Below are 22,089 nucleotides of genomic sequence, written 5' to 3' on the forward strand. Positions count from 1 at the left end.
CGTTCTAAATTGTCTCATTTTTATCAAACTAGGGGAATCCTCCCCGAATATTGACCCGCTTTCCAAATCAGCTATACGGTCGGAGTGCGATTCTGATTATGCTTATGTATAGAAACGATTCGTTAAGGAGGAATCATATGTCGATCCGAAATAAACTGATCACCGCTTTCAGCATCATGTTCGTTTTACTTCTCGGTGTAAGCGGTTACTCTTGGTATGCCTTGAACGCCTCAAAAGCGGCTCAAGAAGATATGACCGTCTCCTGGGTACCGGGGATGGACCAAATTCATCAAGTCGATAAACAATTGCTCGAAATTCGACGCCACCTCATTCGTCACGCCCTCGTCGACGATGCGGTGACGAAACAAAATATCGAGCGAGATATTCAAGCATCCGTTGCGATTTTAGAACAGCGGATGGATGGCTATGAAGCGACAATTATTATGGAAGAGGATCAACAGCTCTTCGACCAAGCTAGTGCGAACTGGAACGACTTTCAGACTGTCATGACCGAACTCATCCGTATTTCAAATGAAGAAGGTGAAGGAGCTGCGGAAGAATATATTCGTGATACGGCTACCGCAAGCGCGGATACCCTTTCGAACGCTCTCGGTCTTCTCGTCAACTTGAACCGTGAAGAAATTCAAACGGACACAGCTGCAGCGGCTAAGATGTTTGAACAGGTCCAGCTGACACTTCTCATCGTTCTCGGGGTCGCGGCTGTCATGACCATTCTCATGATGCTCTTCATCTTCCGTTCGATCTTTGAACCACTCAAAGAGTTCAAGACGAAGATGCACGAACTCGCAACGAGCGAAGGCGATTTGACGACGTCGATTCCCGTGAAACGTCGTGACGAGTTCGCAGGACTCGCGCGTGACTTCAATCAGTTCATCGCCAACTTACGTCAGTTGATTTTGCAAGTGAACGATGTGACAACAGGCGTGACGAAACAATCCAACCATATGTATGAAGAATTGAAAGAACTCGATACGTATATGACGACGACCGCGGCGACAACCGAAGACTTGACCGCGGGCATGCAACAGACAGCCGCGAGCGCGCAAGAGATGAACGCGTCTGCGTCGGATATGGAACGGACGATTCATCATATCGTGACGATGGCTGATGAGCGAAAAGTTGAAGCCAAACAGATTGATGAACGCGCCCTCTCTCTGAAGTCGCATGCGGTGGAAGCAAAAGAGAACGCCATCAGCGTTCTGCAGTCGACACGCACGAACTTAGAAAAAGCGATGCAAGACGCCAAAGCCGTCCGTGAAATCGCAACACTCACGAACGATATTCTCGACATCGCCGCTCAAACAAACCTGCTTTCCCTCAATGCTTCCATTGAGGCAGCACGTGCCGGTGAGGCCGGTCGTGGATTTGCCGTTGTTGCTGATGAGATTCGAAAACTTGCCGAGACGAGCCGGGCGACCGTAGAACGTATCCAAGCCATCTCGACGACTGTCCTACATTCGGTCGATCATTTGAATGAGAGCTCAGGTCAGATGCTTCACTTCCTCGATACGAACGTGTTGAAAGACTATGATCAACTCGAGGAGGCGGCCGGTCAATATAGCGAGGACGCGGGACGTTTCGAGACGACGGCGACCGAGTTTGCCGCTGCCGCGGGTGAACTTGAGCTATTGACATCGAACATGATCGGCGTCATTCAAGACGTGGCGACGACCGTCAATAATGGTGCTCTTGGGACGCAAGAAATAGCTGAAAAAGTGACGATGTCCGTCGATCGCTTCGCTGAATTGAACCGAGCGACCGAACAGTCACAACAAAAGATGGAAGAACTCGATTCATTGATTCGACAATTCAAGGTATGACAAAAACCCGCCGACACGTGCTGTTCGGCGGGTTTTCTGATCAGGCGACAGATTGCGCCGCTTCTTTTTTACGTTCGAGTTCGAATCGTTTTGTCTCGGCGACGACGACACCTGACAGGAACAAGAGTCCAATCAAGTTCGGAATCGCCATGAGACCGTTGAACACATCCGAGATGGACCAAATCAAATTCAAATTCGTCGTCATCGCACCGAGTCCTGCGACTAAAATATAGAGGACACGATACGGGACGATCACTTTTTCCCCGAGTAAATAATATGCAGAGCGTTCCCCGTAATAACACCAGCCAAGGACGGTCGAATAGGCGAAGAAGACGAGTGAGATCGTCACGATGATTTCACCGATTGGTCCTAAGAAATAAGCAAACGACGCTTGCGTCAAGGCAATCCCTTCGAGCCCTTCCGTATATTGACCACCCATGACAATCGTGAGTCCGGTAATTGAACAAACGATGAGCGTATCGATCAACACCTGTGTCATCGAGACGAGTGCTTGTCGTCCCGGGAAATCGGTCTTCGCTGCCGCGGCCGCAATCGGTGCAGATCCAAGTCCTGCCTCGTTAGAGAACACACCGCGCGCGACCCCGTAGCGAATCGCGGCACCTAACGCACCCCCACCAATGGCTTCGGCACTGAATGTGCTCGAGAACATCGTCGATAAGGCACCCGGTACCAATTCAAAGTTCATGATGAGAATCACGAGCCCGCTTCCGACATAAGCAAAAATCATGAATGGGACGAAGATCCCGACGACTTTTCCGATCGATTTAACGCCACCTAAAATGACAAACGCTGTTACCGCCATCATGACGATTCCTGTCACAACCATTGGGACGTTGAACGAGTTGTTCAAGGCGAGACTGATTGAGTTCGTCTGTACCCCGTTCCCAATCCCAAAGGCTGCGACTGATGCGAATAAGGCAAACAACATGCCGAGCCATTTTTTCTTTAGCCCGTGTTCTAAGTAATACATCGGTCCCCCGGCAATTTCACCTCGTTCATCAACGACACGATATTTGACCGCCAGGATGGCCTCCGCGTATTTCGTCGCCATTCCGACAAAACCGGATAACCACATCCAAACGACTGCGCCCGGTCCCCCGAGGACGATTGCCGTCGCGACACCGACCATGTTTCCGGTACCGACCGTGGCCGCCAATGCCGTCATCAATGCCTGGAAATGCGAGATGTCCCCACGTTGTTTCTTCTTCGGTTTCTCATTCTTTGGAATAAAGGCCTCTTTCAAGCCGACACCAAGCCTCGTCACTTGAATAAAGCCGAGACGGACGGTCAGGAAGATTCCAGTCCCGACAAGTAAGATTAATAAATGTGGCCCCCACACGAGATTTGATAAACTCGACAGCCAACTTTCAATTTGATTCACTGTGTTGCTCTCCTCCTACGTTCTTGATTTGAGCGCTCTCCCTATATTTTTCAGAACATTCACAATCGAGTCAAGGTACGCCACCTAAAGAAAGCGTTTTCAACACGTTATATAATTGTAATATTTTCCCTAAACCCTTGTTCTTAAGAGCTTCTTAAAATTTATTTCGAAATATGATTGTAATATATCTTGGAATCCAAAAGCAGTGATTTCACAATCCATACGAATCGTTGATCAAGAGACTATTTCTCGATGAGAAAGCGATGCAGCTCCGTGCCTGTACTTGGTCAAAAAAGACTGTAGACCTATATTGTCTACAGTCTAATACCGCTTTAGCTCATTTTACGAACGAATAGCAGACACGACTTCTTCAACGTGTCCCTTTACTTTGACGTTACGCCACTCTTCTTGAATGTAGCCGTCCTCGTTGATCAGGAACGTTGAACGGACGATACCGTAGTACTCTTTCCCGTAATTCTTCTTCAATTGCCAGACACCGTACAACTCAGACACTTCGTGTTCCTCATCGACGAGCAAGTCGAACGGCAACTCATTCTTCGCGATAAAGTTTTGGTGTTTCTTTTGACTATCCGCTGAAATCCCGATGACGACCGCGCCTTCCATCTTCGGCATCGCATCACGGAAATCACACGCTTCCGTCGTGCAACCCGGTGTCGAGTCACGAGGATAAAAATACAAAACGACTTTCTTGCCTAAATAATCTTCCAGTGAGACCGTCTCTCCATTTTGGTTCGGTAATGAAAATGTAGGTGCGAGCATCTGTTTTTCCTCCTTAACCGAACGACGGGTCGACGAGTTGTTCGTCAAAACCATCGATCGCTTCCTCTAATTTTGTCTTTAATGGATCGAGTACTTCGATATACTCGATTGGATCTTCAGTGGCGGCCGCTTTTCGAAGCGTCTCTTCATTGTCGGTGTACCATGTCTCATACGCCTTAAAGTAATCGGCCATGATGGCTTGGTTCTCTTCGACCGTCAACGTCTCTGCCATCAAGAGAAAAACGTTATTGTCCGCCTCGAGCGCCGTATAGTCGGTCTGGGCGTTGACTCGGTCATAGATCGGTCCTGCCTCATCTTCCGGAACCCCTGCAAGACGCGCGTTCGCTTCTGTGTTGACCCCATATTCGTTTGCCTGTATCCCGATGAGGAGTTCCCCGACTTCGGCGATGACCTCCTCTGGTAACGCAGTCGGCGTGATGACGAGCGACCAGTCGTCGCCTTCTTTCACAGCGACTTTACTGAGCCGGTTCGGGAGCGGATTGCCGTCTTGGTCGACCATTTCATGGACGAGAAACGCCACGTCTTCGTCCTCGTTGACCCAACTCTCATAGATGTCCCCCGGGGCAAGCTGACGCGTGACGGCACCGGTCGCCGGAATGTCAGTCAATCGACCCGCATAGTCGATGGCTGCGAGCGCCTCGGCATCGCCTGACTCGAGCGCGGTTTGATAATCCGCATACACTTCCGTGACGGCGTCAGGCAATGCGCGTTTCGTTTCTTCTACAACCGTCTCTTCATCGTTCCCACATGCGCCAAGCGTGAAGACGAGGAGGAGCAGAATGAGCCATTTTTTCATGTTGTTCGTCCTTTCTAAAGCCGTGTTCTCCCCCATCCTACCATGTCTCGAATCGTCGCTCCAATGGCATGTATTTCTGGAAAATTGTTTCACTAGGATTTCTACGATAATTTCGATACAATACAGACGTAAGCGCTTTAACGCTCAACATCACTTTAAGGGGGAACGAGAATGATTCCATACAAACATGAACCATTCACAGACTTTACACAAAAAGAGAATGCCGATGCGATCCAAGCGGCAATCGAGAAAGTGAACGGTGAGCTCGGGAAAGACTATCCGCTCGTAATCGGTGGGGAAAAGGTTACGACGGAAGGTAAAATCACGTCTTACAACCCAGCGAACAAAGAAGAAGTGATTGGTCGCGTCTCAAAAGCAAACCAAGAGCTCGCAGAACGTGCGATGCAAGAAGCACTCACAGCATTTGACTCATGGCGCCACGTCGACCCAGCCGTCCGCGCAGACGTCTTGTTCAAAGCAGCGAACATCGTCCGTAAACGCAAGCACGAGTTCTCAGCTTATCTCGTCAAAGAAGCAGGTAAGCCATGGAACGAAGCAGATGCGGACACGGCAGAAGCGATCGACTTCATGGAATACTATGCACGTCAGATGCTCGAACTCAAACCTGGTAAGAAAGTCGAGAGTCGTCCAGGCGAATACAACCGTTATGACTACATCCCACTCGGGGTCGGGATCGTCATCAGCCCATGGAACTTCCCGTTCGCAATCATGGCCGGTACAGCCGTTGCGGCAATCGTTGCCGGTAACACGATTCTCTTGAAACCAGCTTCAACGACACCAATCGTTGCTGCAAAATTCGTCGAAGTGATGGAAGAAGCAGGTCTTCCAAAAGGTGTCCTCAACTTCATCCCAGGACCTGGTGCAGAAGTTGGAGACTACCTTGTCGACCATCCAAAAACTCGTTTCATCAGCTTCACAGGATCGCGTGATGTGGGACTCCGCATCAACGAACGAGCTTCTAAGTTGAACGAAGGTCAAATCTGGCTCAAACGCGTCATCGCAGAGATGGGCGGAAAAGATACAATCGTCGTCGACGAGTCAGCGGATCTCGAACTCGCAGCACAATCGATCGTCAAATCGGCATTCGGTTTCTCAGGTCAGAAATGTTCAGCTTGTTCACGTGCCGTCATCGTCGACAGCGTTTATGATACGGTACTTGACCGCGTCGTCGAACTCACGAACGAACTCTCTGTCGGAAACACAGAGAAGAACGAACACTTCATGGGACCGGTCATCGACGCAGCAGCCTTCAAGAAAATCACATCGTACTTCGATGTGGCAAAAGAAGAAGGACGCATCGTCGCAGGTGGAAACGCCGATGACTCAACAGGCTACTTCATCGAGCCGACGGTTGTCGCAGACGTCGACCCGAAAGCACGTCTCATGCAAGAAGAGATCTTTGGACCAGTCGTCGCCTTCACAAAAGCGAAAGACTTCAAAGAAGCGATCGACATCGCGAACAACACAGAATACGGCTTGACAGGTGCAGTGCTTACGCGTGACCGCGCAAACCAAGAGTTCGCTCGCCAAAACTTCCACGTTGGTAACCTTTACTTCAACCGTGGTTGCACAGGCGCAATCGTCGGCTACCAGCCGTTCGGTGGATTCAACATGTCAGGAACGGATTCAAAAGCAGGTGGACCGGATTACATCCAACTCCACATGCAAGCGAAGACGACATCTGAAACATACTAAATATGACGAAAAGAGTCACAGATCTCACGTAGAGATCTGTGACTCTTTTTATACTATACTGATTGCGGTATACACCAAACTAAGCGACATGACGAGCCGAAACGGACGATCATACTGTTCAAATAAACGTTTAAAAACGTGACCAAGTCCAGCCCATAACAGTAAAGCGCCCCATCCAATCCCTACACTTAAAAAGACGAGATACATCGGAATTGAAGTCGATGTATACGGAAGAACAAATGTTACCCATACGGTCAAAAAGAATAATATGCTTTTTACGTTAATCAGTTGAATAAACATACCACTCATAAACGAAGATTTTTCTTTTGACGTATTCGCAGGAGTCATATTTGACTTTGCAATTTTATATGCCATAAACAATAGATAGGCGATCCCAACCAATTTTAAATAAGGAATCATAATCGGCAAGATAGCACTAAGTTGTACAGTAAATAGGCTACTCAACAGACCTAAACAAGCAAATCCAAACAAAACCCCACTCACAAACGGTATCGCCCTCTTGAAACCATATTGGCGAACTTCATTCATGATCAGTATGTTACTTGGACCAGGAGTGATGGATGAGATGATTAGAAATGCAATTAAGGAAATCATATTCAAGTTTTTTTGCCTCCTTGAATCATAATAAATCTAATTATAAAATGAAATTAACTATTAATAAAATTGAAAATAATGATCAACCTATCGATATTTTCGATAGAATCTTCAAGGAGGCATGTTATGTATGGAAGTACGCCACTTCATTACATTTCAAACCATAATGAAAACTGGAACTTATACTGCGGCTGCTAAAGTACTCGGATATACTCAGTCCACGCTAACCAATCATATACAGTCAATCGAAAAAGAAATAGGTGGTGCTTTATTCAAGTATGAAAATCGTACGTTAAAGTTAACCAAACTGGGGCATGATTTAATCCCTTTAGCAGAAGACTTAATTGCGACGCATCAAAAAATTAAACAGCTCCATCAACAATCAAAAGTTCAAGGACAACTAATTATTGCCGCGCCTGAATCTCTTACAATTACAAGACTAGGTCCTCTTCTTAAAGAGTTTTCAATTCAATATCCTGACGTAGAGATCATATTGACTAATGGTACATGTAGTCAAAATCAAAAAGATGTACTATCAGGTGTTGCGGATGTAGCACTTATCATTTTCCCCGAAATCAATGCACAACGAACAATTGTCTATAATCTCGGAGAAGAAAAGATGGTGCTTGTGAACGGAGCCGATTCCGAAACGTCTCTCGACAACTATTTGACTCATCCTTCTGCTTCAAAATTTATAACGAATGAAGCCAATTCCACCTACCGTATGTCATTTGAATCTGCAATGAAGAAGTCTCATAACCTCTCATTTCCGACAATGGAACTTTGGAGTATCACAGCCATTAAACAAACGCTAATAAACGGTTTTGGATTCTCATATCTTCCGTTAGTCACAGTACAAGATGAAATAAAGTCCGGCACATTAAAAATTGTTGAACATCAAGAATCATTTACTCCGATGCATGCATATATCCTCATTAAAGACGTGAAGTGGATCCCTTTACCGATTGAAGCGTTTGTTCATACAGCGAAACAATTTTGGCAAAAAAATTAAAGATAGCCACAAACAACTATAGTTCGTGGCTATCTTTTTCAGTGTGCTTTAAATGTTTGTTCGAACATGATTGCTATCTCTTCCTGGTGTAACAGGAACAGCTCAAACAATGTGGGATCGAACGCCCCGTTCATGTCTTTCATCGCGACAATCGTATTGTCATGGGAGAAAGCAGGTTTATACGGGCGAACCGTCCGTAACGCGTCATAGACGTCGATGATCGTGACGATTCGAGCCGCGAGTGGGATCTCCTCTCCCTTCAATCCTTTAATATATCCTGTCCCGTCCCAACGCTCATGATGATAGAGCGCGATTTGATAGGCCATTTGAATAAAGTAGTTTTGAGGGAACTGTATCTGGAGATCCTTCAACACTTCACCCCCGACGCGCACATGATCTTTCATGAAGACCCATTCCTGGTCGGATAACTTATTCGCCTTCAATAAGATCGAATCTGGTACAGAAATCTTCCCAATGTCATGAAGCGGTGCCGCGAGTCGAATTCCTTCGATGAAGAGTGGCGACACGTCCGGGTGATGATGGTCATATAAAATCGTCGCAAAGAGCGTCGACAAATCTTGTACCCGCTCGATATGGTTCCCTGTCTCATTGTTACGTAGTGCGGACAGCCGTAACAACGTCCGGACGAGCCCCTCTTGATAATCGATCATTTCTTTTTCCCGCTCGGCGAGGATACGCTGTGCTTCTTCCCGTCCTGCTTCGATCCGGTGCCGTTCGACCGCACCGAGAAGGGCGTTACTGAAATCTTGCAGTGCCTGTTGCTCGTATTCCGTGTACGTTCGCTCCGAGACGACGGAATCAAATCCGACGAACCCTTGGCACGTCTTGCCTTGCATCATCGGGACCGCCAGCAAGCTTTGAATCGACTGCGGTTCGAGAATGCCGCGGACGACACTGGTTTCTGGTAAATCTGCCACGCGTGGAATGTACATCGTCTCACCTGCCACGTGAGTGTTGACCCATTCGGGCAGCACGTCAATCGGCACGTCTTGAAGATTGTCCATCTCGGTGGTGATGCCCTCGGCGCACCACTCGAACGTGTTGTGACAAACCTGATTCGTGAAATCGTAATCGAAGACATAGACGCGGTCGACCGCGAAATAATGTCCAAGTTCGGCTAGCGACTGGTCAACCCGCTTTTTGAAATCCGCAATCTCTGTTGTTAAAAAGCGATTGAGGAGTGACGAAAGCAGGTGATGGAGTCGCTCTTGTTGTTGTAACTGTAACGTCAATGATTCATGCGAAGTTGCCATGTGCCAAACCTCCCTTTTGTCTGGAATATATGCAATCGTTCCATGAGTTTATTTTACCCAATTTTCAGTCTTTTTACCCTGCTTATCCCAATTGAAAAACCGGGCGGCGATGCACCCGGTTCTTCCTCACACTTGCTTCAATAAATTGGCCATTTCAATGGCTGACGTCGCTGCTTCCCAGCCTTTATTCCCTGCTTTCGTACCAGCCCGTTCAATCGCCTGCTCGATCGTCTCCGTCGTCAATACGCCAAAGATGACCGGGACCTCCGATTGATAGCTCGCTTGTGCAATTCCTTTCGCCGCTTCGTTACACACGTAATCAAAGTGCGGCGTCGCGCCACGGATGACGGCCCCTAGCGTGATGACCGCATCATATTTTTGACTCATCGCCATTTTTTTCGCAACGAGTGGGAGTTCAAACGCACCCGGGACGAAAGCGAGCGACACGTCCTCTTCTTTCACGCCATGACGCTTCAATGCATCTTTCGCACCGTCTAGAAGACGCATCGTGATCAAGTCGTTGAATCGACCGACGACGATTCCAATCTTTAAGCCTTCTCCAACTAAATTACCTTCAAATGTATATGTCATCTCATTTATCCTCCAATATGGTTCATTTTAAGTTGTTTCGTCATACGATATGATTCATTCGATTCGTGCGCGCCGACGTGAAGCGGGACACGCTCGACAACGGTGATGCCACATGATTCTAAGGCATCGACTTTTTCAGGGTTGTTCGTCATGAGTCGGACACGGCTCACCCCGAGGTCACGGAGCATCGCCGCACTGACACGATAGTCACGCATGTCGGGATGGAATCCGAGTGCCTCGTTCGCCTCGACCGTATCCAACCCTTCCTCTTGTAAAGCGTATGCTTTCAGTTTGTTCACGAGTCCGATGCCTCGCCCTTCCTGACGCATATAAAGGACAATGCCCGACTCCTGTTCGATTCTCTCGATGGCTGCATCAAGTTGCGGACCACAGTCACATCGGAACGACCCGAAGACGTCTCCTGTCAAACATTCCGAATGGATCCGAACGAGTGGGACGTCTGTAAGCGTCTCGGTCACGAGGGCCACATGCTCTTGTCGGTCGAATCGGTTCTCATATCCGATCATTCGAAACGTCCCTTTCGATGAAGGGAGTGACACGTCCGCTTCGCGCGTGACAAGGCTCGTCTCCATATACTGGACCAATGCTTCGATTGTGATGAATGCCAATTCGTGACGTTTTGCGACTTCGACCAAGTCCGGGACGCGGGCCATCTCCCCGTCTTCTCGAATGATTTCACAGATGACGGCTACCGGCTCACTACCAGCAAGGCGTGCCAAATCGACGGATGCTTCTGTGTGACCACGACGAACCGAGACCCCTCCTTTTTTGGCGATGAGCGGGAAGAGATGTCCCGGTCGTTGAAAGTCAGAAGGACGTGACGATGGGTTTGCTAATTCACGAACAGTGTGGGAGCGCTCGCTCGCCGAGATACCTGTCGTCGAATCGATATGATCGACACTGACCGTGAACGCCGTACCATGTGGGTCCGTGCTATTGGTCACCATTGGTGCAAGTTCAAGGCGCGCCGCCACTTCTTCGGCGACGGCCGCACAGACGAGTCCTTTCCCTTCCGTGATTAAAAAGTTCATCGTCTCGGATGTCATCTTGTCACCGAGCACGACAAAGTCTCCTTCATTCTCACGATTCTCGTCATCGACGACGATGATCGGACGTCCGCGTCTTAATTCCTCAATGGCCCGTTCAATCGAATCAAACATTACCATCCCGCCTTTCCATAACCTTGTGATGCCAAAGATTCGAGTGTCATCTTCGACTGTCCGACTAGTTTTTCCATATATTTTGCCAACAAGTCACATTCCAAATTGACGGGGTCACCGACGTGCTTCGACCCGAGAACGGTCTCACTATACGTGTGCGGGATCAACGACAACGTAAACCCACGTTCGGATACATCGAATACGGTCAGACTCGTTCCGTCCACCGAAATCGAGCCTTTCGGCACGATGTATGGGAGAAGCGAAGGGTCGCATTGAATGTCGATATATACGGCATTTGCGAGTGGACGCTTCTTGGTGATGCGCCCGACGCCGTCAACATGTCCGGACACGAAATGCCCGCCGAATCGCCCGTTCGCCGGCATCGCTCGTTCGAGATTGACGCGCGTTCCTGGCTTCACGCCATCTAGACTGGATGCTTTCAGTGTCTCTGGCATCACATCAACGGCGAATGTTGACGCATCAAACGTTGTGACCGTCAAACAAATCCCATTTACCGAAATGCTGTCGCCGATTTTTACGTCATCGAGCACCTTTGCCCCCGATAGGACGAGCCGCAAGGACGGTCCGTTTCGTTTCACCGCTTTGACCGAACCGATTTCTTCTACGATTCCTGTAAACATCAGAGCGCCCCCTTTCGAAGGACGACTTTCAGATCAGGTCCAATCGTCTCGACCTGCTGAATCTCAAAACGAGAAATCGCATCCAGCGAACCTTCCTGTTGTGAACGGTAAACACCGTTTTTCCCGCCGAACACGCGCGGTGATTGATAGGCAACCCATTCATCCACGTACCCTCCGTCAAGAAGGGACGTGACAAGTGTCGGTCCCGCCTCGATCAATAAGCGTCCAACTCCGTTCGCGTAAAGTGTCTCGAGCACGTTTCCGAGCGACGTATAATCGAATAACTCGATTCCCATGGCACGTGCCTGTTCCCGTTTTTCTCTGTCGTCTGACGAGGTGAACAGGAGCACCGGGACGTCTTCAGCCGTTCGGGCAAGCGTGCTCGCAAGTGGCAAGCGAAGGTCACGGTCGAGGACGACTCGCTTCGGTTGACGTGTCTCATGGTCCAATCGAACGGTCAGTGCCGGATCATCCGCTAGCACCGTTCCGATTCCCGTTAAAATCGCATCGGTTTTGGCACGCAGTTCATGGACGTCACGACGGGCTTCCGGACTCGTCACCCATTGACTCTCACCGGAATCCAAGGAAACTTTTCCGTCGAGACTCGTCGCCGTCTTTAAGATGACGTACGGTCGTTTCGTCTCGAGCGCTCGTAAGAACGCTGGATTCAGTGCCCGCGCCTCCTCTTCAAGTAAACCGACTTCCACCTCGACGCCAGCCGACTTGAGACGCATGATCCCTTTCCCGGCAACGAGTGGGTTCGGGTCTTTCATGGCGATGACGACTCGTTTGACTCCGGATTCAACAATCAAGTCGGCACACGGTGGTGTCTTCCCATGATGCGAGCACGGCTCAAGTGTGACGTACAGTGTCGCCCCGTAAGCTGCCGCACCTGCCATCTTGATGGCGTGAACCTCGGCATGCGGCTCGCCCGCCTTGAGATGGGCACCTAGCCCGACGACGCGACCGTCTTTGACGAGAACGGCGCCGACAAGCGGGTTCACACCCGTCTGTCCGTCGGCAGATTTCGCCAATTGGATGGCTTGTTGCATGTACTGTTTCATCGTTCTCCCTCCTTTTTTCCGTACAAACAAAAGACCCTAAGGAACGGTCCTTAGGGTCTTGGTGGGAGGGTTTCGTCGTTTTTGGACAAGCCAAATAAACGTTTTCTTTACAGAAAAGCGTACGACGAAGCACAGGTCACGCGGACCTGTTTTTTGTTCCTTCTCCCATCCAGACTATACTGTCGGCTCTAGAGTCTCACTAGATCCACCGTTCGCACACGTGCGCCCGGGTCACGGACTTAGGGCATGGCCCATCACCGCCGGTTGGGAATTTCACCCGACCCCGAAGGAATATTTGTTTGTACAGATTTACTGTATCGCAATTATTTTGATTTCGCAAAACAAAAAGCGCTACCCGTGAGAGTAGCGCCTCGATTATGCGAGAAAGAGGACGACGAGAAGCCCGACAATCCAGCAATAATAAGAGAAATACTTTAATTCGCCTTTGGCCATGATGTGCTGGAACCATTTCAACGAAATCGCAGTCAACGCATACGAGGCGACAAACGCCAAGATGAGCGGACCGAATAAGTCACGTGTTTCCGGGTTCGTAAATAACGCCGGACCGTCCAAAATCATCGTCCCGAGACTGATCGGGATGAATAGGAAGAATGAGAAACGAAGTGCTGATTCCTGCTTAATCCCGAGTAACATCGCCATGACAATCGTCGCTCCAGAGCGACTGATTCCTGGGATGAGCGCCACCGCTTGGGCGAGTCCAATCAATACTGCGTCACGTAACGTGATTCCGCCGTCTCCTTTATTTCCGCGCATGTTTCGAATGAACCAAAGCGCGAGACCTGTGATGATGAGCGTGTATCCGACCGTCGCGACGCCACCGAGTACTTCTCCAATCCAGTCACCAAAAATGACACCTAGAACACCAGCTGGAACCGTTGCGACGAGGAGCAAGCCGATGAATTTCACATCGACCATCGTCTCATCTGTACGATCTTTCTTGAACAGGAACGTCCATAAACTGACGATGAGGCGGATGACATCTTTACGATAAACTGTCAAGACCGCGAGGAGCGAAGCAAAATTTACGAAAACTTCAAATGACAATCCCGGCAAATCGATGTTAAATAATTCTTGGAAGATAACAAGATGTCCACTTGATGAAATCGGGATCGGCTCCGTGAATCCTTGGATCAATCCGAGCAACGTATAAAATAACCAAACTGTCATAATGGTAATCCTCTTTTCTGTTTTTCACTCAATGCGCCTATTTTAGCAGAACTCGACTTTCGTTGACCAGCTGTTAAAAATTTTTTGATGTAATTTCAATATTCGATTGATTAGTCTGAAAATTAAATTTATTATAGAAGGGTACTCATCTGGAGCGAAGGCGATGACCCCATTTCTCCAGTTGGGTACTTTTTTATAAAAATATGACATTTTTGGTTGATTAAAACTTTTTGTTTACATTTATCACGAAATTCGATTTAATTTGTAATAGAACTGTTACCATTTTTTGAAATGTTTATCTGTGACTTTAGACCTATCCAATTCTTAGGAATTGTTTAATATTTTTCAAAATCACGTTAATAAATCCGAAAAACCATCCGATAGTATGATTGTAGGAGCATTTTTTTCATCTTTGTCGGTTCAGAATTGAGTCCACGGAAGGAGGAACCATCATTGAGTCAAACGCTAACCACTAAATCCCATCACCTGTCCACCGAACAACAGAGGATGATCCATTGCATCCGCCTTCTCGGGGACTTGTTGAAGGAACGTCCACGCCGCTCTGTCTACCGTCGCTTTGCCATGGAACAGAATTGGCCATCTCCTGAATCCATCATCAGACAGTTCGGGTCATGGGCTGAGGCACTTGCCATCGCAGGCTATGAATGGCATGGAGAAGCAACTGTCGAATTGCCAGACAAAATGCCGAAGTATACACGTGAGGACATCATCGAGACGCTTGCACTTTATTCGCGAGACATGGGCTCGATCATCACCTTGAAGAAGTATCAGCAATGGCGAAAGCTCCATCCGAAGGCACCGAGCCATTATCATATAGTCAAGACATTCGGTTCGTGGCATGATGCCTGTGCCGAGGCAGGACTTGAGGCAAGTGTGACCTATTCGAAAACAGAATTATCCAACGCGCTACGTGAAGCTATTCAAGAAATGGGCTTCTCCCTCTCATTCGAAGCATATCGAGAATGGGCAAAACGCAACAACAAGCCTTCGACAAAAGCGATCCTACATCGCTACGGCTCTTGGTCAGCCGCCGTTCATGCGGTGGAATCAGAACTTTATAATACGAACTCATAATCTTTTCATATAAAAGGAGGATCCCCCCGTTTGGGTGGATCCTCCTTTCATCTGACTTCTGTGGATAGTTCTTGATAGTGGGCGACCCGGTCACGACCATTGAACTTGGCCCCGACATACATGGCTCGGTCCGCATGCCGAAGTACCGTATCAAGATCTTCATATTCATGAATCGTCTCGATTCCAATACTCGCCGTCACGGTGATGCGCGTCCCTTCCGTACCAAAATCATGGCGTCTCAGCGCTTCCCGTATCTTTTCGCCGACCAGATGGGCTGCCGCCTCATCCATTCGGGGGAACACGAATACAAATTCTTCCCCACCATACCGCGTCACCAGATCCGTCGCCCGAACGCTGCGCGTGAACAACTGTCCTGCTTCAATCAACACCTCATCCCCAAACGCATGTCCATACGTATCGTTGATCGACTTGAAATGATCCAAGTCGACGAGGAAAAGCGAGAGTGGATAGGATGCCACGTCATTCAATCGTTCTGTCGTCCAACTACGTAACGCTCGCTGATTATGTAAGCCCGTCAACGGGTCCGTCAAACTCTCGTGCTGCAAGCGGTCCCGCTCATCGATTCGCTCGATCGACCACGACAATGTTTTAATGAGCCGGTTCACTTCGATGGCGATTGGCGTCTCATACGCGCCGTTCGCTGTCGTTGACACCATACAGCTGACGGCCGTCGCTGCTCCCCAAACCGGCTGGATAACGAGCGCCGAATGATGCAGCTCTTGCTGCTGTTGTTGCAAATCCGGGTGCCATTCATGTAACGAATCATAAACGAAACATGGCTCATCCTCGTCTTGATAACGTTCGATCGTATAGGCGTCAGGTACACTCGGGATGATGCGTCCCGTCATGTCGTAAAACGTTCGCTCCCCTTTTCGGTTGACCTGCAGCCATCCACGTTCGACTTCTATGATGTCACGCAATCCGTTCCAAAACTTTTCAATCAACAGTTGCTCGCTATCGACACGGTACAGCTGTTCTTTCAATCGCTCGACCTGATCGACTTTTGTTTTCGTCTCTTCTGTCTCCGTTGCTTTTGACATCGTCATTTTTAAGACAGATAGCACGAAGAACGTGACGATGAGTCCGACGTACCCAAACACGTGATACGATTCGATGGCAATCATCGTGAACAATAGTTCGAGTGACACGACGAGCCAGTCAAATCGAATCAATCGCCACATGATTGGGAATGGAATCCGCTCCCCGACCATGAAGTAAGACAAGGCAAAACTCATCGTCAGGACCAGGAAAAGCGTGCCTAGGAACGCCAACATCGCTACTCCCTCTTGCATCAAATGAACAGGCTCCCCGATGCGTCCACCGAGCCCGATATAGGCCAGTCCCGGCAACAGGACGAGGAGGCACTCGATCACCGTATTCAACGGATAGAAATGTAAGAAACGACGACGTCCGACCCGACGATTGAACGTCCTCGCTTGAAAGGTGAACAGAAGAAGTTGACCCATCAGGAGGGCCGGGGCGAGCCCGTAAAGGAAGAACGTGATAAAGACGAACATCTCATGAAACGTGAAATGGAGATGTCTACGCTTGAGCGGGTTCATGACGAATAAAGCGCCTAGCGTATAGATAAACCAAAACAACGGCCAGTCGAACGATTCCAGGTGGTGTAAAGTCAAATACGTCACACCTGTGAAGACGATTGCCCATGCGAGCCAGCTCCGAACTAGATACTTCCGAAATCGCATCGTCTTCTCCCCTTTTCTCGTTCATTTTTTCTAGTATGACCCGTAATGCAAAAACATTCCAGCAATTGTTTGAAAGTTGAGACAATGAAATATTGAAAAGATTCCCAATCAAAAGTTTTATAGACATGAATGTCGGCAACAGTCAAGGAAAGGAGGCGATCACGATGGACCTTTCCATGTTTCTCATCACGTTCCTACTGATTTATTCGCTGACAATCACGTTTCTATTTTTACGAAAGCAAAAACAGAATTGAAGCATACAAAAGGCGATTCTCTCACGAGAACCGCCTTCATGAATTATTTCGCTTTCAAATACGAGATTCCGATTGATCCAGATCCCGTATGTGCCCCGAGGAGCGGTGCGAGCGTGTCGACCCGAATCGGAATCTTGTCACCGAGTCGCTCTTTCCACTCTTGCGCGAGTTCAGGGACGTTCCCGTGGAAAATCGAGACGTCTTTACACTCTCCTGACTCAATCGCCGCACGCAACACTTCAAATAAATGAGCTTGTGCTTTCTTATATGTGCGGACCGTCTGATAAGGAACGATCAATCCGTCCTCAAATCGGAGCACTGGCTTCAATTGAAGCATATTCCCAATCAATGCTTTCGATTTTGAGATGCGTCCGCCTTTTTGCATCTGCGTCAAATTTTGAAGCGTCAATTCGATTCGCACGTCTTCGACGCGCTCCTTCATATAGGTTTCCACATCTTCAAGTGCATCGCCTCGCTCAACACGTTCCACCAACTCTTCGAGCATGAGCCCCATCGTATAAATCCCCGCTCGTGAATCAAGGGCGAGTAACTTAAATTCTGCGATCTCAGCACCTTGTACAGATGCCGAGTACGTTCCACTCAAGTCAGAAGACAAATGAATCGCGATTCCCATGTCGTACTCTTCCTTCAACTTCTCATAGAGTGTGACAAAATCTCCAATGGCTGGCTGGCTCGTCGAGACGCGCTCCCCGGCATCAATCCATTCATAGACGGTCGTGGCATCGACTTCAATCCCGTCCTTATATGGTTGATCTCCTTTGACGACATATAGCGGGACGATATGAATGTCCGGGTGATTCACTAAAGCATCTGGAAGGACAATCGTGCTGTCCGTGATGTAAGCAATCTTCATTTAAAGTTCTCCCTTAAAAAAAGTTTTTAGTACCTGGTGATATTATTTTATCACACGTGAAGCGGTTTCACTATTTTTTCAAAACATCCTATGTGCAACTCGTCCAATCCGACCTCGAAACGGGTAAATGATACATAACGAACGAAGGAGGCGAATGTGACATGATTCAGCTCGAGAACGTCAATAAAATCTACAGAACTGGAGACGTAGAAACAGCCGCTCTGAAAGAGATTGACCTAACTATTCGTGACGGTGCATTCGTCGTCATCCTCGGACCGAGCGGAAGCGGGAAAAGTACGCTACTCAACGTCATCAGCGGACTCGATACCGTGACGAGCGGTAAAATCACGTTCGGAGACACGGTGCTCACCGACCTGTCTCCTGAACAGATGACGGCATTTCGGCGCGACCATCTTGGATTTATTTTTCAGCAATATAATCTTCTTCAAAATTTGACCGTCTATGAGAACGTACAAATCGGGTCCGATTTGACGAAAGACCCGCTCCCCATCGATGAATTGCTCGACCAAGTCGGGCTCGCGGCAGCGCGTGACAAATATCCTTATCAACTATCTGGGGGCGAACAGCAACGGGTGTCCGTCGCCCGGAGTCTCGCTAAAAATCCAGCCATCGTCTTCTGTGACGAACCGACGGGCTCGCTCGACGAGGAGAATTCGAAAAAGGTGCTCGAGCTGTTGGAGCGACTGAACGAGACGTATCAAAAGACGATCGTCGTCATCACGCACAATAACGGAATCAGTGACATGGCGGACGATGTCATTAAAATGAACTCCGGTCGAATCGTCGAAGTGACCCATCACGACACCCGTGTCGCAGCACGTGACATTCGTTGGGGATAAGGAGGTGGCGACATGCTGTACAAAAATGTGTGGAAGACGCTCAGTAAGAAATGGATGCAACTGCTCGCCATCGCCATCATCATCGTCATGAGTTCACTCACGTACACGATGATGTTCTATGGAATTAGCGGAATCGAAGTTCCAACCGAAGAATACTTGGAAGAATCGAACCAGGAAGACTTCGCCGTCGAGATGCTGAATCGGGTGACGGAAGAAGAATTACGTGATCCCGATGTCGCCGCACTCGCTGAAGTCGGAACGTTCACACTAGCCGACATCAAACAATCTGACGAGGAAGTCTTTAATCGTTTGATTGCGTCACGCATCGATGCGGTCGAACAAGAGATGCCAGAGGCGACGATTGAACTTCGTGACTTAAAAGCGATCACGTACACACTCGGTGACGCGGAACATCGGGGTCTCTTGCTAAAAGAATCCGATACAATCAACCGTTCCTATGTAGAGGCGGGAGCAAGACCAAGCACGAACGACGAGGTCGCCTTGAACAAAAAGTACGCAGAAGAGAATGGAATTGAAATCGGGGACACGATCGACCTCGGTAGACCGTTCACCGTCAGCGGGTTCGTTCTCTTTCCGGACTATACACTTCCCCTCTTCGACGACAACTTTTTCAATCTAGATCCCGGCTCCCAAACACTCTTGCTCATGACAGACGAATCATACGAATCCATCGTCGGACAAGAGTCGTTCCGCCTATCGGGCGTGACGGAACAGACAGTCGTGACCGAGCTCGACCTACCGTTTGTCGTGTCTGTCATGGAGACGGAAAATATTATCCGAAGCGGTGCGATTTATAGTGAAATCTCATCTGGGAAAGCGATGGCGCTCGGGCTCAGCCTCTTTATCGTCTCAATCGCCGTTATCATCGTCGCCATCTTGATTTCGAATATGCTTGAGGCGGAGCGCGGTCAAATCGGACTGTTGAAGGCGATTGGGTACAGTCGTCGACAAATCGCAGCACCTTATCTCGTCCTCATCTTAATCTTCGCTTTCTTCATGCTAATCATCGGCTATTTCCTTGGTCTTTATTTCGCAGACCCGTTGAAAGAACTGTATCTCGATTTTTATCTCTTACCGTCCATCACCATCGCCCAGAGTCCGCTCGTCTTTTTGACGGCCGTATTTGCGCCACTGCTTTTCTTTGCACTCGTCGCAGGAGCGGTCATCTACAAGATCATGGGAGAAAGCGCCCTCGCCCTCTTATCGCCTCGGGACAATGTTTCCTTGAATCGCCTGAGTCGGCTCGTCAGTCGACTATTGAAACGCGCGAGCGGCAAGACGAAGTTCAAATACTTGTATGCGGTCAAGAGCACGGGAAGCTTCCTCATTTTCTTCCTCGGCATCTTGTTCTCGACCATCCTCATCGTCTTCGCCCTCATGATGAACGGGGCCGTCGATCGAATGACCGTGGGTGGTTTGAATGAAGCAGTGTATGAATACGAAGCCTATACGGACGGTTCACCGCCAATCGAAGACGGACAAGAGCCGTTCCTCACTTACCCATTCGCATTTGTCGAAGAGAAATTGATTACGTTGAAAGGTTTAGAGATTGACAATACCTTGTTCCCGCTACGTAACGAAGATGGTGACACATTGACACTTGAACCCGACGGACTAATCGTCTCCTCGTCACTCGCCCTCAAACTCGGACTTGAAGTCAGTCAGGACATCGATGTCGAGCTAAACGAAGAGACGCTGACCTATCCGATTGTCGGGATTGCTGATGAATTCTCTGGAGACTTCGCCTATTTGCCCCGGGCGACGCTAAGTGAACTGCTTACCGACGGCGCGACGGACGAGTTGTTCAATGGCATTTATGCGACGGAGCGCCCGAACGACTCAGACTATCCGACCATCCTGTCCCGTCAAGGGTTGATTGAACAATCCGAGTCCATCAATCAATATATGAACTTCATGATGAACGTCTTGATTGGTGGCGCGTCTCTCATCGCCTTCAGCATCTTGTTCGTCCTGACGGCGTTGACGGTCGAGAAGAACTACTACGTCATTTCGTTATTGAAAGTGATGGGGTACCAAAAACGGGAAGTCCGTTCGATGATTCTAAATAGCTACTTCATCTATGCGCTCGTCTCGGCCCTCTTGAGTATTCCGATTGCCCTGTTGACGCTTCAGGTCATCATCATCGTATTTGCAGAAGATTACGGGCTCGTCCTCCCGCTTGAATTCGAATGGATCTATATCGTCTATACGCTCGGTGCGGTCGTTCTCCTCTTCTTCCTGAGCACGTTCGTCAGCCGACGGAAAATCGATCAAATCCCACTTCAGGAAGTATTAAAGACATATCAAGAATAATTTATGCCAAAATAGGGCATAATAAGAGATAGACCAGGCCTCTCTAGAAGAGGGGCCTGACTTTTGCAGAAAAGGATGATTGACATGAATCGTACACAAGTTATGCTCGCCATTCCCGGAAACTGGTCTTCCGCAGAAGGCGTGAACGAACAAATCAGTTTACATAGTGAAGGCTACACGATGGCCGGCTTATTGCTACTCGAAGATGAGACGGGCAAAGCGTTCACCGTAGAAGTCGTGGAACGTGACCCGGCTCTCGCCGAGGCCATGATTCACGCGAGTTCTGGTGGATTCACACCGAAAGTCGCAAAAGGAATCGCCCGGCACACGCATGTCGTCTACTTGATTGTCGACGTCAACGATTTGACAGACGTCGCCGCTGCGCGCCGTGCCGCAAACGCCGTCTTGAATGCCGGTGGGGTCGGCGTCATGGTCGAGTCGGCTGGTGTCTCCTTCTCGAAAGATGAATGGCAAGAGTCGAAAGAAGAAGATCTCGCGCTCGACTACTCGCTATTGACGGCGATTACGGAAGAAGAGAACGCCTATATGTCGTGGGGAATGAAAGCGTTCGGACATGCGGACGTGGCCGTACCGATGACACTCGAGATCGAAGATGCCATCCACGTGATTCACTCGTTCAACTTCCACCTCATCTCAGGCGGAGCGATGTTCGGTGATGGCGACCATTTCGCATTCGAAGACGGACGTGCTTTCACGGTCGAGATGGGTGAAGATGAGCGAACGACAATCGACAACTTGTTGCATAATCCGTTCGGCTTAATCTACCTTGTCCCACAAGTAGCAGAATAACTCGAAAATGGAG

19 protein-coding genes and 1 riboswitch are annotated in these 22,089 nt (G+C 48.9%); of the genes, 7 read left to right on the top strand and 12 right to left on the bottom strand.

The genetic code is table 11. From position 1 onward, the window contains the following. Positions 1-137 precede the first annotated feature (137 nt). Entirely contained in the window at positions 138-1,841 is a 1,704-nt protein-coding gene (locus tag PJK55_RS07950) for a methyl-accepting chemotaxis protein (protein WP_271305365.1), read from the top strand. A gap of 40 nt (positions 1,842-1,881) precedes the next feature. Here the strand turns inward: PJK55_RS07950 and PJK55_RS07955 are convergent, their stop codons facing one another. The 3 genes from PJK55_RS07955 to PJK55_RS07965 all read right to left on the bottom strand — a co-directional run bounded on the left by PJK55_RS07955 (position 1,882) and on the right by PJK55_RS07965 (position 4,840). Next, complete coding sequence (locus tag PJK55_RS07955) at positions 1,882-3,243, bottom strand: alanine/glycine:cation symporter family protein (RefSeq protein WP_271305366.1); 1,362 nt, start codon at positions 3,241-3,243, stop codon at positions 1,882-1,884. 342 nt (positions 3,244-3,585) lie between these two features. Further along, positions 3,586-4,023, bottom strand: coding sequence for a thioredoxin-dependent thiol peroxidase (bcp, locus tag PJK55_RS07960; protein ID WP_271305367.1), 438 nt, complete (start codon positions 4,021-4,023; stop codon positions 3,586-3,588). Between the two features lie 13 nt (positions 4,024-4,036). Then, positions 4,037-4,840: a hypothetical protein gene (locus tag PJK55_RS07965; RefSeq protein ID WP_271305368.1), complete on the bottom strand. Its 804-nt coding sequence runs from the start codon at positions 4,838-4,840 to the stop codon at positions 4,037-4,039. A gap of 171 nt (positions 4,841-5,011) precedes the next feature. Between PJK55_RS07965 and pruA the strand changes: the two genes are divergently transcribed. Next, entirely contained in the window at positions 5,012-6,556 is a 1,545-nt protein-coding gene (pruA, locus tag PJK55_RS07970; RefSeq protein WP_271305369.1) for an L-glutamate gamma-semialdehyde dehydrogenase, read from the top strand. 48 nt (positions 6,557-6,604) lie between these two features. Here pruA and PJK55_RS07975 read toward each other — a convergent pair whose 3' ends face one another. Then, the gene (locus PJK55_RS07975) at positions 6,605-7,171 is read right to left on the bottom strand and encodes a LysE family transporter (protein WP_271305781.1); all 567 of its coding nucleotides are present in this window, start codon (positions 7,169-7,171) and stop codon (positions 6,605-6,607) included. Positions 7,172-7,301: 130 nt separating this feature from the next. Here PJK55_RS07975 and PJK55_RS07980 point away from each other — a divergent pair, with 130 nt between their 5' ends. Then, positions 7,302-8,183 (top strand): LysR family transcriptional regulator, encoded by an 882-nt coding sequence (locus PJK55_RS07980; protein ID WP_271305370.1) that lies wholly within the window; start codon positions 7,302-7,304, stop codon positions 8,181-8,183. 38 nt (positions 8,184-8,221) lie between these two features. Here PJK55_RS07980 and PJK55_RS07985 read toward each other — a convergent pair whose 3' ends face one another. The 6 genes from PJK55_RS07985 to PJK55_RS08010 all read right to left on the bottom strand — a co-directional run bounded on the left by PJK55_RS07985 (position 8,222) and on the right by PJK55_RS08010 (position 14,122). Further along, on the bottom strand, positions 8,222-9,457 hold the full coding sequence (locus tag PJK55_RS07985; RefSeq protein ID WP_271305371.1) for an HD domain-containing phosphohydrolase: 1,236 nt from the start codon (positions 9,455-9,457) through the stop codon (positions 8,222-8,224). A 126-nt stretch (positions 9,458-9,583) separates the two neighbouring features. After that, on the bottom strand, positions 9,584-10,048 hold the full coding sequence (gene ribH, locus PJK55_RS07990; protein ID WP_214745735.1) for a 6,7-dimethyl-8-ribityllumazine synthase: 465 nt from the start codon (positions 10,046-10,048) through the stop codon (positions 9,584-9,586). A 5-nt stretch (positions 10,049-10,053) separates the two neighbouring features. Then, positions 10,054-11,229: a 3,4-dihydroxy-2-butanone-4-phosphate synthase gene (ribB, locus tag PJK55_RS07995; protein ID WP_271305372.1), complete on the bottom strand. Its 1,176-nt coding sequence runs from the start codon at positions 11,227-11,229 to the stop codon at positions 10,054-10,056. After that, positions 11,229-11,870, bottom strand: a complete 642-nt coding sequence (gene ribE, locus PJK55_RS08000) for a riboflavin synthase (protein ID WP_271305373.1) — start codon at positions 11,868-11,870, stop codon at positions 11,229-11,231. Before ribE ends, ribB begins: the two co-directional genes overlap by 1 nt. Next, positions 11,870-12,934, bottom strand: a complete 1,065-nt coding sequence (gene ribD / locus PJK55_RS08005) for a bifunctional diaminohydroxyphosphoribosylaminopyrimidine deaminase/5-amino-6-(5-phosphoribosylamino)uracil reductase RibD (RefSeq protein WP_271305374.1) — start codon at positions 12,932-12,934, stop codon at positions 11,870-11,872. Before ribD ends, ribE begins: the two co-directional genes overlap by 1 nt. 153 nt (positions 12,935-13,087) lie before the next feature. Further along, positions 13,088-13,229: riboswitch (FMN riboswitch) on the bottom strand. An 80-nt stretch (positions 13,230-13,309) separates the two neighbouring features. Beyond that, complete coding sequence (locus PJK55_RS08010) at positions 13,310-14,122, bottom strand: undecaprenyl-diphosphate phosphatase (protein ID WP_271305375.1); 813 nt, start codon at positions 14,120-14,122, stop codon at positions 13,310-13,312. 453 nt (positions 14,123-14,575) lie between these two features. Here PJK55_RS08010 and PJK55_RS08015 point away from each other — a divergent pair, with 453 nt between their 5' ends. Beyond that, positions 14,576-15,217 carry a homing endonuclease associated repeat-containing protein gene (locus tag PJK55_RS08015; RefSeq protein ID WP_074036465.1) on the top strand — a complete coding sequence of 214 codons (642 nt, stop codon included), beginning with the start codon at positions 14,576-14,578 and terminating at the stop codon, positions 15,215-15,217. Between the two features lie 47 nt (positions 15,218-15,264). On the opposite strand, the gene PJK55_RS08020 is transcribed toward PJK55_RS08015, so the two are convergent. Both PJK55_RS08020 and PJK55_RS08025 read right to left on the bottom strand, forming a co-directional pair. After that, positions 15,265-16,944, bottom strand: coding sequence for a sensor domain-containing diguanylate cyclase (locus PJK55_RS08020; RefSeq protein ID WP_271305376.1), 1,680 nt, complete (start codon positions 16,942-16,944; stop codon positions 15,265-15,267). Between the two features lie 297 nt (positions 16,945-17,241). Beyond that, positions 17,242-18,072 carry a DegV family protein gene (locus tag PJK55_RS08025; RefSeq protein ID WP_271305377.1) on the bottom strand — a complete coding sequence of 277 codons (831 nt, stop codon included), beginning with the start codon at positions 18,070-18,072 and terminating at the stop codon, positions 17,242-17,244. A gap of 161 nt (positions 18,073-18,233) precedes the next feature. Here PJK55_RS08025 and PJK55_RS08030 point away from each other — a divergent pair, with 161 nt between their 5' ends. The 3 genes from PJK55_RS08030 (at position 18,234) to PJK55_RS08040 (ending at position 22,076) form a co-directional block, all read left to right on the top strand. Beyond that, positions 18,234-18,932 carry an ABC transporter ATP-binding protein gene (locus tag PJK55_RS08030; RefSeq protein ID WP_271305378.1) on the top strand — a complete coding sequence of 233 codons (699 nt, stop codon included), beginning with the start codon at positions 18,234-18,236 and terminating at the stop codon, positions 18,930-18,932. Between the two features lie 12 nt (positions 18,933-18,944). Beyond that, positions 18,945-21,266 (top strand): ABC transporter permease, encoded by a 2,322-nt coding sequence (locus tag PJK55_RS08035; RefSeq protein ID WP_271305379.1) that lies wholly within the window; start codon positions 18,945-18,947, stop codon positions 21,264-21,266. A gap of 84 nt (positions 21,267-21,350) precedes the next feature. Then, positions 21,351-22,076 (top strand): hypothetical protein, encoded by a 726-nt coding sequence (locus tag PJK55_RS08040; RefSeq protein WP_271305380.1) that lies wholly within the window; start codon positions 21,351-21,353, stop codon positions 22,074-22,076. Positions 22,077-22,089: the final 13 nt, after the last annotated feature.

It is taken from the genome of Exiguobacterium sp. MMG028 (assembly GCF_027947425.1).
GTDB lineage: Bacteria > Bacillota > Bacilli > Exiguobacteriales > Exiguobacteriaceae > Exiguobacterium > Exiguobacterium aestuarii_A.

What these genes read in the sequence shown, in the direction of transcription:
- PJK55_RS08035 (WP_271305379.1), top strand. Translation starts at nt 18,945, where the DNA reads ATGCTGTACAAAAATGTGTGGAAGACGCTCAGTAAGAAATGGATGCAA.
- PJK55_RS08025 (WP_271305377.1), bottom strand. Translation starts at nt 18,072, where the DNA reads ATGAAGATTGCTTACATCACGGACAGCACGATTGTCCTTCCAGATGCT.
- ribB (WP_271305372.1), bottom strand. Translation starts at nt 11,229, where the DNA reads ATGTTTGATTCGATTGAACGGGCCATTGAGGAATTAAGACGCGGACGT.
- ribH (WP_214745735.1), bottom strand. Translation starts at nt 10,048, where the DNA reads ATGACATATACATTTGAAGGTAATTTAGTTGGAGAAGGCTTAAAGATT.
- bcp (WP_271305367.1), bottom strand. Translation starts at nt 4,023, where the DNA reads ATGCTCGCACCTACATTTTCATTACCGAACCAAAATGGAGAGACGGTC.
- PJK55_RS07985 (WP_271305371.1), bottom strand. Translation starts at nt 9,457, where the DNA reads ATGGCAACTTCGCATGAATCATTGACGTTACAGTTACAACAACAAGAG.
- PJK55_RS08030 (WP_271305378.1), top strand. Translation starts at nt 18,234, where the DNA reads ATGATTCAGCTCGAGAACGTCAATAAAATCTACAGAACTGGAGACGTA.
- pruA (WP_271305369.1), top strand. Translation starts at nt 5,012, where the DNA reads ATGATTCCATACAAACATGAACCATTCACAGACTTTACACAAAAAGAG.
- PJK55_RS07950 (WP_271305365.1), top strand. Translation starts at nt 138, where the DNA reads ATGTCGATCCGAAATAAACTGATCACCGCTTTCAGCATCATGTTCGTT.
- PJK55_RS08010 (WP_271305375.1), bottom strand. Translation starts at nt 14,122, where the DNA reads ATGACAGTTTGGTTATTTTATACGTTGCTCGGATTGATCCAAGGATTC.
- PJK55_RS07965 (WP_271305368.1), bottom strand. Translation starts at nt 4,840, where the DNA reads ATGAAAAAATGGCTCATTCTGCTCCTCCTCGTCTTCACGCTTGGCGCA.
- ribE (WP_271305373.1), bottom strand. Translation starts at nt 11,870, where the DNA reads ATGTTTACAGGAATCGTAGAAGAAATCGGTTCGGTCAAAGCGGTGAAA.
- PJK55_RS07980 (WP_271305370.1), top strand. Translation starts at nt 7,302, where the DNA reads ATGGAAGTACGCCACTTCATTACATTTCAAACCATAATGAAAACTGGA.
- PJK55_RS08020 (WP_271305376.1), bottom strand. Translation starts at nt 16,944, where the DNA reads ATGCGATTTCGGAAGTATCTAGTTCGGAGCTGGCTCGCATGGGCAATC.
- PJK55_RS07975 (WP_271305781.1), bottom strand. Translation starts at nt 7,171, where the DNA reads ATGATTTCCTTAATTGCATTTCTAATCATCTCATCCATCACTCCTGGT.
- PJK55_RS08040 (WP_271305380.1), top strand. Translation starts at nt 21,351, where the DNA reads ATGAATCGTACACAAGTTATGCTCGCCATTCCCGGAAACTGGTCTTCC.
- ribD (WP_271305374.1), bottom strand. Translation starts at nt 12,934, where the DNA reads ATGAAACAGTACATGCAACAAGCCATCCAATTGGCGAAATCTGCCGAC.